Annotated in this window: 11 protein-coding genes; all 11 read left to right on the top strand. The window is 50.4% G+C overall.

Annotation, left to right across the window (positions count from 1 at the left end):
* Positions 1-245 precede the first annotated feature (245 nt).
* Positions 246-1,277, top strand: coding sequence for a quinone-dependent dihydroorotate dehydrogenase (locus tag FJM74_RS11500; RefSeq protein ID WP_187262747.1), 1,032 nt, complete (start codon positions 246-248; stop codon positions 1,275-1,277).
* Between the two features lie 77 nt (positions 1,278-1,354).
* Positions 1,355-4,024 carry an FtsK/SpoIIIE family DNA translocase gene (locus FJM74_RS11495; protein ID WP_187262746.1) on the top strand — a complete coding sequence of 890 codons (2,670 nt, stop codon included), beginning with the start codon at positions 1,355-1,357 and terminating at the stop codon, positions 4,022-4,024.
* 23 nt (positions 4,025-4,047) lie between these two features.
* Positions 4,048-4,692 (top strand): LolA family protein, encoded by a 645-nt coding sequence (locus tag FJM74_RS11490; RefSeq protein ID WP_187262745.1) that lies wholly within the window; start codon positions 4,048-4,050, stop codon positions 4,690-4,692.
* A gap of 408 nt (positions 4,693-5,100) precedes the next feature.
* Complete coding sequence (pyrF, locus tag FJM74_RS11485) at positions 5,101-5,922, top strand: orotidine-5'-phosphate decarboxylase (RefSeq protein WP_187262744.1); 822 nt, start codon at positions 5,101-5,103, stop codon at positions 5,920-5,922.
* A 95-nt stretch (positions 5,923-6,017) separates the two neighbouring features.
* The gene (locus FJM74_RS11480) at positions 6,018-6,212 is read left to right on the top strand and encodes a hypothetical protein (protein WP_187262743.1); all 195 of its coding nucleotides are present in this window, start codon (positions 6,018-6,020) and stop codon (positions 6,210-6,212) included.
* The gene (locus tag FJM74_RS11475) at positions 6,209-6,580 is read left to right on the top strand and encodes a type II toxin-antitoxin system death-on-curing family toxin (RefSeq protein WP_187262742.1); all 372 of its coding nucleotides are present in this window, start codon (positions 6,209-6,211) and stop codon (positions 6,578-6,580) included. The genes FJM74_RS11480 and FJM74_RS11475 overlap by 4 nt, the downstream gene beginning before the upstream one ends.
* Before the next feature lie 120 nt (positions 6,581-6,700).
* Complete coding sequence (locus tag FJM74_RS11470) at positions 6,701-7,993, top strand: DUF2851 family protein (protein WP_187262741.1); 1,293 nt, start codon at positions 6,701-6,703, stop codon at positions 7,991-7,993.
* A gap of 122 nt (positions 7,994-8,115) precedes the next feature.
* The gene (locus FJM74_RS11465; RefSeq protein WP_187262740.1) at positions 8,116-9,297 is read left to right on the top strand and encodes a hypothetical protein; all 1,182 of its coding nucleotides are present in this window, start codon (positions 8,116-8,118) and stop codon (positions 9,295-9,297) included.
* Positions 9,294-10,643 carry a N,N-dimethylformamidase beta subunit family domain-containing protein gene (locus FJM74_RS11460; protein ID WP_187262739.1) on the top strand — a complete coding sequence of 450 codons (1,350 nt, stop codon included), beginning with the start codon at positions 9,294-9,296 and terminating at the stop codon, positions 10,641-10,643. The genes FJM74_RS11465 and FJM74_RS11460 overlap by 4 nt, the downstream gene beginning before the upstream one ends.
* 40 nt (positions 10,644-10,683) lie before the next feature.
* Positions 10,684-11,319: an acetyltransferase gene (locus FJM74_RS11455; RefSeq protein ID WP_187262738.1), complete on the top strand. Its 636-nt coding sequence runs from the start codon at positions 10,684-10,686 to the stop codon at positions 11,317-11,319.
* Positions 11,320-11,734: 415 nt separating this feature from the next.
* Complete coding sequence (gene trhO / locus FJM74_RS11450; RefSeq protein ID WP_187262737.1) at positions 11,735-12,700, top strand: oxygen-dependent tRNA uridine(34) hydroxylase TrhO; 966 nt, start codon at positions 11,735-11,737, stop codon at positions 12,698-12,700.
* Positions 12,701-12,818 lie beyond the last annotated feature (118 nt).

The following is a 12,818-nucleotide window of genomic DNA, read 5'->3' as shown; positions in this document are numbered from 1 at the left end:
GCTCTTTCGGACTTTTCAGTTCAAATGTTGCCTGGCAGTTGGTTTATTAGCACATCAGCACATGAAGCCATTAGCGCCTCACCCCAATTATTCAGATCAAAAACCCCCTCCGGAGGCACTTCTGCTGCTGGTGCTGCGGCTCGTTTCCTCCTTCCGGAAACAGGAACAAAATCTTAGAGGTAAGTCGTGCTTATTGTCCCTGACTTTCTATCTTTGCTTACCTGTAACCAACCCCCAACGCTGCCGTGTACAAAACCCTTATTCGCCCGCTCCTTTTTAAAATAGATCCCGAAAAAGTACATTACCTGATTGTGGATGCCCTGAAAGCCGGCTACAAGCTGCCGCTCTCCAAGACTATCAGCAACAGCCTGTTTCAGGTTACGGACCCGCGCCTGGAGCGGGAGCTGTTCGGCATTAAATTTCCGAACCCGGTTGGTTTGGCGGCAGGATTCGATAAGGATGCGCGGCTGATAGATGAGTTTGCCAACCTCGGTTTTGGCTTTATCGAGATCGGCACGCTTACGCCCAAGCCACAGCCGGGTAACCCGAAGCCCCGTATTTTCAGGCTGCCACCCGATGGGGCGCTCATCAACCGGATGGGCTTTAACAATGGCGGCGTAGAGGAAGCCGCAGCACGGCTGCGCACCCGGAAGAGCAAGGTGATTGTGGGCGGCAACATCGGCAAGAACAAAGTAACGCCCAACGAGGATGCCACCTCCGACTACCTCTACTGCTTTAAGGCGCTGTACGACGTGGTAGACTATTTTGCCGTAAACGTGAGCTCGCCCAACACCCCGGACCTGCGGGCCCTGCAGGAGAAGGAGCCCCTCAAGCAACTGCTGCTGGCCCTGCAGGAGCAGAACGGCAAAATGCCAAAAGCAAAGCCGATCCTGCTCAAAATTGCCCCAGATTTAAATGAGTCTCAACTCAACGATATCATAGAAATAGCCATAGAGGCCAGACTGAGCGGTATTATTGCCACTAACACCACTATCAGCCGCGAAGGACTTACAATGCCAGGTGCCACCGTAAACGAGATGGGGGCAGGCGGCCTCAGCGGGAAACCACTTACCAAACGCTCAACCGAAATAATACGGTACCTGCGCCAGCACCTGCCCGCTGAGATCAAACTCATAGGCGTAGGAGGCATTATGACGGCCGACGATGCGCTGGAAAAGCTGCAGGCCGGCGCCGACCTGGTGCAGCTCTATACCGGCTTTATCTACGAAGGCCCTGCCCTCATCAGCCAGATCAACAGGAAATTGCTGGCCGGATAAATTTTGGAAACGCGCCCTTTTTGCTGAACGGTTTCACCTGAAAAATTGTAAATTTGAAATCTTAACTTGTAGAGGGTATGGCAAAGAACACTTACAGAAACGATGCGGTGAACGCAGGGCGGGCAAGAAATGAGGTACGAGGACGCAACGAACCACGTAAAGCAAATACACCTGCAGGCGCAAAACCAAAGAAGGAGAAGAAGAAGTTCTCGTTTAAACTGCCCAGAATCGCGCTGCCCCGTTTTGAGTTTGCCTTTCTGAAAGATAAGCGGCTAAAGCTGTTTGTAGGCTTCTTTTTCCTGCTTATTTCCTTTTTTCTAACTATAGCTTTTGTCTCTTACCTGTTCACAGGCCAGGCCGATCAGAGCGTGGTGGAGTCGGTAAACGGCACCACCCTGAAGCAGTCGGGGCAGGAGGCGGAGAACTGGCTCGGGTTGTTCGGCGCCTATGTGTCGCACCTGTTCATTTATGAGTGGCTGGGCATCGGCGCTTTTTTTATCATCCCGATTACCTTTATTACCGGTTGCCGCATCGTGTTCAGGCGGCTCACACTCTCTCTGTCGCACGTGCTTAATTTCTGCTGTTTTTCGATGCTGTGGCTCAGCCTGGCTATGGGGTACACCGTGCTGGTAACAGACAAAGTCGATCAGCTGGGTTTTCTGGCCGGAGGCATTGGGGTAGAGTCTGCCATCTGGCTTACCAGCCTCATTAACTGGGGCACTGGCCCTTTGCTGGCTTTTCTGCTGGTGGCCTTCCTGATCTTCTTCTTCAACATCACCAGCATCAACTGGAGCAAGTTGTTAATGTCCGATACCGATAAGGTAGAGGTTGACAGAGGCAATTCTTCCTCGCTGGGCGAGGTGATAAATGCTAAAACACGCGGCGTAAACCACTATGCTAACCCGGCTGCCTCGCTGGAAGAGGAAGAAGAGCCGGAGGAAGAGGAGGTGCTGGAGGAAGATGATGCCTACCTCGACGAGGAGTATGAGGAAGAAGAGGACCTGGATGAGGCTGAGGAAGAAGCCATAAACCGGGCTCTGGAAATAGAGCTGAGCACCCTGAAGGCGGAGCCGCGCCCACCGGCCAAACCAAATCTGCCGCCTACGCTGGAACTGGAGATTAATTCTCCGCTTCCTGAGGAGCCGGAAGAAGAAATAGAGCCTTTTAAAAAGCCTGAGCCAGAACCGATAGACCTGGAAATAGATGAAATGCCGGAAGAAGCCATGGGAGTGGAGATGGAGAACTACGACCCAACGCTGGACCTGGCCCGCTACCAGTACCCGACCATTGACCTGCTCAACGACTACGGCGCCAACAAAATACAGGTAACTAGCGAGGAACTGAAAGCCAACTCCGACAAGATTGTGGAGACGCTGGGCAACTACAACATCGGCATTGCCAGCATCAAAGCCACCATCGGCCCAACGGTTACCCTCTATGAAATTGTGCCGGATGCGGGTGTGCGGATCTCTAAGATCAAGAACCTGGAAGATGATATCGCCCTAAGCCTCGCTGCCCTGGGCATCCGTATTATCGCGCCAATTCCGGGCAAAGGTACCATCGGTATTGAAGTGCCGAATACCAAGAAGGAGATGGTCTCGATCAAATCCATTCTCTCTACCGAGAAGTTCATGAAAAGCGACATGGACCTGCCGATCGCCTTTGGCCGGACCATTACCAACGAGGTGTTTATTACCGATCTGGCCAAAATGCCACACCTGCTTATGGCGGGTGCCACCGGGCAGGGTAAGTCTGTCGGGCTGAACGCCATCCTCACCTCTTTGCTCTATAAGCGCCACCCCTCGCAGCTCAAGTTTGTACTCGTAGACCCTAAAAAGGTGGAGCTCTCGCTCTTTAACAAGATCGAGCGCCACTTCCTGGCCAAACTCCCCGATAGTGAAGAAGCCATTATCACCGACACCAAAAAGGTGGTAAACACGCTCAACTCGCTCTGTATGGAGATGGACCAGCGCTACGACCTGCTCAAAGATGCCGGCTGCCGTAACCTGAAGGAGTACAACCGCAAATTTGTGGAGCGAAAGCTGAATCCCAAAAAGGGACACAAATTTATGCCGTTCATCGTGCTGGTGATAGACGAGTTAGCCGACCTGATGATGACGGCCGGTAAAGAAGTGGAAACACCGATTGCCCGTCTCGCCCAGCTGGCCCGTGCCATTGGCATTCACTTGGTGGTGGCCACGCAGCGACCGTCGGTGAACGTGATCACGGGTATTATCAAAGCCAACTTCCCGGCGCGTATCTCTTTTAAAGTAACTTCCAAAATAGACTCCCGCACCATTCTGGATGCCGGTGGGGCTGACCAGCTGATAGGCCAGGGCGATATGCTCTTCTCTATCGGGTCGGATATGGTGCGTATTCAGTGTGCTTTTGTGGATACACCTGAAGTGGACCGCATCTGCGACTTTATCGGAAACCAGCAGGGCTACAACGATGCCTACCTGTTGCCAGAGTTTGTAGGCGACGAAAGTGGCACTGAGAAAACAGATTTTGATCCGTCGCAGCGCGACCCGATGTTTGAGGAGGCAGCCCGTATTATTGTGCAGCACCAGCAGGGCAGCACCTCGCTCTTGCAGCGCCGCCTTAAGCTGGGCTACAACCGCGCTGGTCGCCTGATCGATCAGTTGGAGTCGGCCGGCATAGTAGGTCCGTTTGAAGGCAGCAAAGCCCGCGAAGTTTTAATTACGGACGAATACAGTTTGGAACAGTTATTGAATACGATGGGGTAAGTAACAAAACCGAAATTACCGACATGAGAAAATTATTATCTGTTCTGCTGATGGTGTTGACATTCGTGAATCTGGCAAGTGCGCAGCAGGACCCCCAGGCTGGCAAGATCCTGAACCAGATGAGTGCCAAGTACAAGAGCATGAAGGCCTTTAAAGCGACCTTTGCGCAGACGATGGAGAATCCTTCCTCCAAGGTAAAAGAAACCATGGAAGGCGACATTCTGGTGAGCGGGCCCAAATATCACCTTAGCATAAGCGGCCAGGAAATTATCAACGATGGCAAGGTCATGTGGACCTACCTGCAGGATGTGAACGAGGTAACCATCACAGAAACCGATGCGGAGGCAGAAGCCATGTCGCCGGGCAAGATTTTCGAGATGTATAAGAAAGGCTACAAATACGCGTACGCCGGCACCGAAACCGAAGGAAACCAAAAGTACGACGTAATTGAACTGGCCCCGGAAGATAGGAGCAACCCCATCTTCAAGGTGAGACTCTTCATCAATCAGAAAGACAATACCCTGAAGAAATGGCAAATGTTCCGCAACAACGGCAACCGCTATACCTACGCCATCTTAAACTTTCAGGCAAACCCTAGCCTGGCCACCGACGCATTCACCTTTAACAGAGCCAAGCATAAAGGAGTAACCGTAGTGGACCTGAGATAATACTATCCGGCCATTACTCAACAAAAGCGGCAGGTTGTCCCGGTTAGGGCAGCCTGCCGCTTTTTACTTCAGTACAGATGTATGGTTGTTCAGCAGGAGCAGCCGTTTTCCTCCGGAGGTCCATTTTTATTCAAATAATTGCTGACACGAGTGCTCCTCCAATTTGATTTTTAGAAAGATCTGATGCTTGTAAAACAGCCAGAGAGCACATCTGCCATAATTTCTAATTTCTTATTTTTGAATTGGCCATGCCTTCGTGGCTGGTTCATGAAGAAGCGTGGTGGTGGGCTGGAGGTGGCATGAGATCAGAAAAAAACAGCTGGTGCCGGCAAAGCTTCTGCCGTTAAAACTTTTTAGCACGCCCCGAAAAACGTAGCTTTGCCACTCCTCAACAACCTTTTTCAGCCCATGACGAGAGCCCAGCTATTTGAACAGATCCTCCAGAAGAAATCGTACTTGTGCGTAGGCCTGGACACCGACCCCGAGAAGTTGCCCGAGCACCTGCTCGACGCAGAAGATCCTGTTTTTGAGTTTAACCGCCAGATAATTGAGGCTACCGCCGATCTGTGTGTAGCCTATAAGCCCAACATTGCCTTTTATGAAGCGCAGGGACCGGCCGGGTGGGTGAGTCTGGCCAAAACGCTGCAGCACATCCCGCAGAACATCTTCACCATTGCCGATGCCAAGCGTGGCGACATCGGGAACACCTCCGAGCTCTACGCCCGCGCCTTCTTCGATACCATGTCATTCGACTCCATCACGGTAGCGCCGTATATGGGCTCCGATTCTGTAAAACCTTTTCTGCGGAAGGAAGGGAAATGGGTGATCCTGCTTGCCCTGACCTCCAACCCCGGCAGCCAGGATTTCCAGCTGCTGACGCTGAAAGACGGGGAGCCAGAATACCTGTTTGAGCAGGTGCTGAAAACGAGCGCTACCTGGGCCACGCCCGACCAGATGATGTATGTGGTAGGTGCCACGCGTGCCGACTTTGTGGAGCGCGTGCGAACCATCGTGCCCGATAGTTTCCTGCTGGTGCCGGGAGTGGGTGCGCAGGGCGGCAGCCTGGAAGACATTTCGCGCCTGGGTATGAACAAGCAATGCGGGCTGCTGGTGAACTCCACCCGCGCCATTATCTACGCCTCCTCCGGCCGCGACTTTGCCGACAAAGCCCGCGCAGCCGCCCTGGAAGTGCAACAGGAAATGGCACAGTACCTGGAGAAGTTTCTGTAGGGGTGGGGTCTCTTGTCTAATCCGGTTATGTTTCGTTATAGACTTTAGAGTGAACTAGTCATGATTTTGTCCCGTTTATTTAAATTGTAAGGAATATGAAAATGGAAGCTGAAGAGATAAAGAGAGAAATTCAAAAGGTTATAGATCAGGTGCCTGAGGATCAGCTTGATACTATACTTCTTTATTTGAAAGAAATGCAGGTAAAGAACAAAAGCCAGATTAATGCAAACCAGCACCTTAAAAAGATATTAGAAGAAGATAGAGAATTGTTGAAAAGGCTTGCTCAATGATCACTGTTAAAGAGGTTGAGCTAATACATAATCTTCTTATTGATGAGTTTGGAGGTGCAAAAGGCATCAGAGACTTTGGTGCTTTAGATGCTGCCCTTAAGAGGCCCTATGCAACTTTTGATACAGTAGAACTGTATCCGACTCCCATCGAAAAAGCAGCCGCCATCATTGAAAGCATTCTTTTGAACCATCCCTTTGTTGATGGTAACAAGAGAACTGGCTATGTATTAATGAGACTCATTCTGCTGCAAGCCAATCAGGATATTGTGGCTCATCAGGACGAAAAATATGACTTTGTGATAGCCATCGCCAAAGGTGAGCTTTCTACAGAGAGCATAACAGAGTGGATAAGGGCAAGGGTAGAGTAAGCAATACTCTATGCATTCTCTTTCTAAAGGAATAAAAAACATCTCCGCCACCAGCACTTCCGTTTTCACTTCTCCGTCTTTTGCTGTATTATTACCTATAGAACTTGCACCGCTTACAGCATGAAAGAAGATTTTCTGGCTTACCTCTGGCAGTACCAGTATTTTGATAAATCGGCGCTTAGTACGGCGGCAGGCGAGCCGCTGCAGGTGCTGCGGGTGGGCTTTGCGAACTCCGATGCCGGCCCCGATTTTCTGGAGGCACGCCTGCGGGTGGGGGAAGTGGAGTGGTCTGGCAGCGCCGAAATCCATGTCAGGGCCTCAGACTGGCACCGCCACCAGCACCAGGAAGACCCGCGTTATGACCAGGTAGTGCTGCATGTGGTGTGGGAGGCCGATAAACCCGTGCACCGCCGTGATGGCACCCTGGTGCCCTTGCTGGAACTGAAAAACAGGGTAAAGCCCGGGATGCTGCAAACTTACCAGCAGCTGCAAAAATCTGGGAGCACCATTCCCTGTGCCGCCTTCTGGCCATCTGTACCCGAAATTACCAAAACAGCCATGATGGAGCGCACCCTGGTGGAGCGCCTGGAGCAGAAGGGAGCCTCCATCCTGCAGAACCTGACGCAAAACGGCAGCGACTGGGAGCAAACGGCTTACGAACTGTTGTGCAAAGGCTTCGGCTTTAAGATTAACCAGGTGCCATTTGAGCGGCTGGCCCGGGAACTGCCCCTGGCAGTAGTGCGAAAACACCGCCAGTCACTGTTCCAGGTAGAGGCCCTGTTGTATGGCCAGGCAGGTTTCCTGGAGCAGGAGGTGCCGGAGGAGGAGTATCCCCGTAACCTTGTAAAGGAATTCAGCTTTCTGCGCCACAAGCACCAGCTGCAGCCCGGCCTGGAGCGGCAGCACTGGAACTTTCTGCGCCTGCGCCCTGCCAACTTCCCGACGGTGCGGCTGGCCCAGCTGGCAGCGGTGCTGGCAGCGCATCAGCAGTTGTTTTCCAGGCTGATAGAGGCGAAGGATGTGAAGGCGTACGAAGGGCTGTTTATGCAGCCGGTGTCGGCGTACTGGCAGCAGCACTACATGATTGGCCGCGAAACAGCCTCCGAACATACGTCCATCGGCAAAAGCAGCGTGCATAACCTCATCATCAATGTGGCTGTTCCGTTGCTGGCAGCCTATGCCCAGTACACACAGGAACGAGCATATCTGGAGAAAGCCGTATACTTGCTGGAGAAGGTGAAAGAAGCATCGAACAGAATTACGCGGCAGTACGAGGAACTGGGCTGGAAAGCGGTTTCGGCAGCAGACAACCAGGCGGCCATTGGGCTGTTTCAGCGGTACTGCCAGCCGTTGCACTGCCTTCGTTGTGCCATCGGGCATAAGATACTGAAACAAAGTCCTGCTACTGCGTGAGCCAGCTGATTCTTTTCTTCCTAAATGTTGTCTTGCTTTCTGCACTTGTGCTATACCTGCATAGGCTATGCCGGCCAACACATCTGAAACCTTATTTTTATCCGGCGCTGCTACTTAAACTGGTGGCAGGGTTGCTGTTAGGCGTGCTATACTTTTATTATTACAAAGAAGGAGATACGCTCCTGTACAATAGAAGAGGACTTTGGGGAGCCGCTCTCTTAGATAAGTACGGGCTACAGGCGTACCTGGAGTATCTGTTCTTAGATACTGTGCCGCAGCAGAGCCCACTGGCAGGTGTGCAGGTACCTTATTATAGCAGTGCCTGGAACACGGTAAAGCTGGTAAGCATCCCGCTGGCATTAACCGGAGGAAATTATTTTTTCAGTACACTATATCTCTCTTTGTTTAGTTTCGGTGGCATGTGGTTTCTGGTGAATAAGCTCAGTACACATTTCTCTGGTACAACAGAGGCAGCGGTTCTGGCATTTCTGTTTTTCCCTTCGGTGGTATTCTGGTCATCCGGTGTTCTAAAAGAAAGTTTTATTATGGGTGGTATGGGATTGTGCGTAGGCGGCTTTCTGGAGCTGTACCGGCCGCAGAACCTGCAACACAGAATAAAGTATTTTATACTGGCGCTAAGCGGGGCTCTGGTGATGTGGTATGTAAAATATTTTGTAGCAATAGCCGTAGTCGCATTTCTGCTTCTGGCTTTCATTTTAAGAATTCTATGCAAATCAGAAACTGTGGGCAGATTAAATATTTATCTGAAGTCAGGTATGGGCGTTTTGCTGTTCGCAGGTGTTGTGTTAATCGCTTCTCAGCTTAACTATAACTTAAATTTCAGCCAGTTGCCAGTATCGGTTTACGAGAATTACCTGAAATACAGTGTCGTTCCGGAAGGGAAGCCGGGAATTTATTTGCCTGCCTTAGAGCCAACCTACTTAAGTTTCGCGCTGCACGCCCCGCTCGCTTTCTTTGGTATACTGCTAAAGCCCTTTATCTGGGAAGTATATAACCCCTTAACCCTGGTGGCTGCCGCAGAAAATACTTTTCTCCTCCTCTTGCTGCTCCTTGCCTGTAAAGATGCAATCCATAAAAGGATAAAACCAGGCCAGGATTGGCACTTACTACTGGCAGCTCTGTTTTATATAGTGGTTATGGGCGTACTGCTGGCTTTTAGCATGCCAAACTTAGGCACTTTAAGCCGCTACAGAATCGTGTTCCTCCCGTTTCTGCTCTATCTGCTGCTGAGTAGCACATCTGCCAGGCATTTTCTATCTCATTTCAAAATCAGCAAAAAATGATAAAGCGGCTGGTTCTGCTAATAGTTGCTACCTTAATATTGTTTGGCTTCTGGAAGGTTGGCTCTTACTATAGCCAGAACAGGCTTTATTTCCATTATCTGCTCGATGCGTATTGGGAAGGTAGAAAAAGCGTGGTCGAGGACGGCTATACAGACAGAACTTCCTATTTGCCAGGAGAGGAGCAACAGGTTTATGTTAATGCTACGTCCAGGAGAAATTCCTTGCTACGGTTGTATGATATCAACGGTGCCGTAGTAGATAGCGTCCAGGTTTTAGTTCAGCCGCAAGAAGCAGGTCCAAACCCCAGCGAGGAGGGGTATGGATACAAGGCTACTTTTACGTACAGATTACCGGATTTGCCGAGTGGCATCTACCTCTGGGAGAAAAAGATACCGTTCACCTTAAAAGCAGAAAATGCAGAGGTGGTGGTGGTATACTCATCAAACACGGTAAATGCCTACAACATTTCAGGAGGTAAAAGCCTGTACAAACTATTTTCTGAAAAAACTCATGTTGTTTCCTTTCAGCGGCCAATGTTGCCTGCCGTCTCTTTTTTTGCGGAAGACGGACTGAAATGGCTGAAATCGACTTCTTATAACATCAACTACATCAATGACCAGGATCTAGACATACCAGGCATATTGGCCGGTGCTAAAGTAGTCTTGATAATCGGGCACAGTGAATACTGGTCACGCCGTGGCCGAAGGCAGTTAGATGAGTTTATCGATAAGGGTGGACATTGTATGATTCTTTCGGGCAACACGATGTGGTGGCAGGTGCGGTATAGTACTGACGGTACAAAGTTGATCTGCTACAAAGAAAAGCCCGACCCAATAGCCGCAGACAGCCTGAAATCGACCTTCTGGAATAATCCTGTTTTACATTATCCGCTTACACCCAGCATTGGGGCCGACTTTAGCAGAGCCGGGTATGGCCGCAAAAGCTGCAAAGGCTTTGGCGGATATAAAATTTTAAAACCGGACTCTCCTGTTTTTCAGGGGCTTCTTCTCAAAGAAGGCGATGTGCTGCAAGTTTCAACCAAAGAGTATGATGGTGCACCGCTAAAAGGGCAGGAGCCAGATCTTAGGCTAGATAAGGCAGCGCTTGGCTTTTATAAGGCAGAACTACTGGGCTACGACAGGGCAGTGGATGCTCAGGAAGGATTTGCAACGTTTATCTTATTTCAGAAAACTCCTGCTTCGGGCGTAGTCTTAAACACAGCTACTACAGATTGGTGCGGTGCGCACGGCATTGGCGGGCCAGACTCTTTAGCTATCAGAAAAATAACAAGTAATGTGTTAGAGGCCATGCTTTCTAACAAAAACCTCTTCACTGAAGCACCATAATTCCATTCTTCGTACCTTTGCACATTATTTAAGAAGAGCTATGCAAAACCCTGTAATTATACTTGGCGCCCAGCAGTTGGGTACCGCCGCCCTCGATATTTTCAGCAGCAACAGCGTGATCGTGTACTGCTTTCTGGACGATAGTGAGAAACTGCAGCAGACGGAGATCAACAACGTATCGGTGATGAGCCGCACTGAAGACAGCGAATTTCTGAAGCTTATCGGCAAGAAGTGCGATGTGTTTGTGGCGGTAGAAGATGCCGCCGCCCGCAAAGGCCTGATCAAGATGCTGAAGTCGGAGTACGAGGTGGTGCCTGTAAACGCCATTCATAAATTCAGCGCTGTGTCGGAACATGCCTGGTTGGGGCATGGCAACATGGTGGGTGCTGGCGCTGTTATCAACAACAACAGCCGGATTGGCAACAATTGCCTTATCCAGTCCAGGGCGCTGGTCGATACCAATGCCGAGATTGGCGATTTTGTTCATATCGGTGCCGGTGCTATTATCAATTCGGAAGTGGTGGTGGAAGAGGGGGCCTTTATCGGTTCCGGAGCCGTGATCGTGTCGGGAGTGAAGATCGGCAAGAATGCCCGTGTGGGAGCCGGCTCGGTAGTGGTGGCCAATGTGCCGGCCAAGGCCACGGTGTTCGGGAACCCAGCTACAGCCGTAAAATAAACTTTTTGCCCCGGAGTTGCTGTTTAGGGTTCAGAAATTGAGTCCGATCATTTGGAGGTGCTGCAACTGTTGCTAATTTGCGGCCAGAAAAGTTTTTCAAAAGAACCAATAGGTCACTCCGGTTTCTCCTGTGGTACTGCTGACAAGTTGCAACGTAACGTGCGGTTTATGGGGATCTGGAGATCCCCAGCAGTTAACTTTCGGATTAAGAAATCCGAAAGAGCGGCACAAAGGAAAACGAAGGAGTAGCAGCAGCAAGAGCGGCAGCTCCGGAGGGCCAAATTCGTTAGCATAATTCGGTTGAGGAAAATGAGCTATAAATAAATTCACTCATTCACTCAACTTCATTTGAAATTTGATTACCACTCATTCAATACTAAAAATAAAAAAAACACTTAGTTGAACCTAAGCCGTTATGAACAAAGACTTTAGCATCCTGCTTTACTATTGCTACACGCCAATAGAAGACCCTGAAACTTTCCGCGAGGAGCATCACCTGCTTTGCCTGGAGCTGAACCTGCTGGGCCGCATCATTGTGTCGTCCGAAGGATTGAACGGTACCGTATCGGGCCTGGTGGCCGACTGCGAGAAGTACATGGCCGCCGTAAAGGCCGATCCGCGCTTTGCCGGCATCGACTTTAAAATCGATTATGCCGACAAGCATGCGTTTGCCAAGCTGCACGTGCGCCACAAGCGCGAGATTGTGCACTCCAGCCTGCTGCACATAAAACCATACGAGAAAACAGGCAAGCACCTGGAGCCAGCGGAGTTCAGGATGATAAAAGACAGCGACGATGTGGTGCTGGTAGACGTGCGCTCCGATTATGAGCATTCTGTTGGCCATTTTAAAGGTGCGTTCAGGTTTAATATCGAGAACTTTCGCGACTTCCCTCAAAAGGTGGAGGAGCTGAAGCAGTTCAAGGACAAGAAAATTGTGACTTACTGCACCGGTGGCGTGAAGTGCGAAAAGGCCAGTGCATTCCTGCTCGAGCAGGGCTTTGAGAACGTGTACCAATTGCACGGCGGCATTATTAAATACGGTCTCGAAGAAGGCGGCGAAGATTTTGAAGGCAAATGCTACGTGTTCGATAACCGCGTGGCCGTAGAAGTAAACAAGGTAAACCCGACTGTCGTTTCAGAGTGCCACGTATGCGGCACCAAGAGCGACCGCATGGTGAATTGCGCCAACCCGGTGTGCAACATCCATGTGCCGATCTGTGAGAAGTGTGGCTGGGACCTGGAAGGCGCCTGCTCCGATACCTGCAAAACCCACCCCGATAAACGGGCTTACAATGGCACCGGCTACTACCAGAAGGAGCTGAATGGTTATAACCCGTTAAAAGGATTCAGCCGCCGTAAAGAAAAAGACGTATCGATATAAGCATAATCTTGAAGTATGAGAAAAGCGTGTGTTTTAAGCAACCACGCTTTTTTTATTCTCTGCTTATTTAGTAGCTTCATAGAGCTGTTTGCCTCTGCCAACAGCAGCAGGAGCAGCA

Source organism: Pontibacter beigongshangensis, assembly GCF_014332515.1.
Classification (GTDB): domain Bacteria; phylum Bacteroidota; class Bacteroidia; order Cytophagales; family Hymenobacteraceae; genus Pontibacter; species Pontibacter beigongshangensis.
The sequence above is the reverse complement of the archived record's forward strand: the minus strand, read 5'-3'. Positions and strand labels throughout refer to the sequence as shown.

Coding starts and splice junctions, on each gene's coding strand:
- FJM74_RS11490 (WP_187262745.1), top strand. CDS start 4,048: ATGAGAAAATTATTATCTGTTCTGCTGATGGTGTTGACATTCGTGAAT.
- FJM74_RS11470 (WP_187262741.1), top strand. CDS start 6,701: ATGAAAGAAGATTTTCTGGCTTACCTCTGGCAGTACCAGTATTTTGAT.
- trhO (WP_187262737.1), top strand. CDS start 11,735: ATGAACAAAGACTTTAGCATCCTGCTTTACTATTGCTACACGCCAATA.
- FJM74_RS11495 (WP_187262746.1), top strand. CDS start 1,355: ATGGCAAAGAACACTTACAGAAACGATGCGGTGAACGCAGGGCGGGCA.
- FJM74_RS11480 (WP_187262743.1), top strand. CDS start 6,018: ATGAAAATGGAAGCTGAAGAGATAAAGAGAGAAATTCAAAAGGTTATA.
- FJM74_RS11460 (WP_187262739.1), top strand. CDS start 9,294: ATGATAAAGCGGCTGGTTCTGCTAATAGTTGCTACCTTAATATTGTTT.
- FJM74_RS11455 (WP_187262738.1), top strand. CDS start 10,684: ATGCAAAACCCTGTAATTATACTTGGCGCCCAGCAGTTGGGTACCGCC.
- pyrF (WP_187262744.1), top strand. CDS start 5,101: ATGACGAGAGCCCAGCTATTTGAACAGATCCTCCAGAAGAAATCGTAC.
- FJM74_RS11475 (WP_187262742.1), top strand. CDS start 6,209: ATGATCACTGTTAAAGAGGTTGAGCTAATACATAATCTTCTTATTGAT.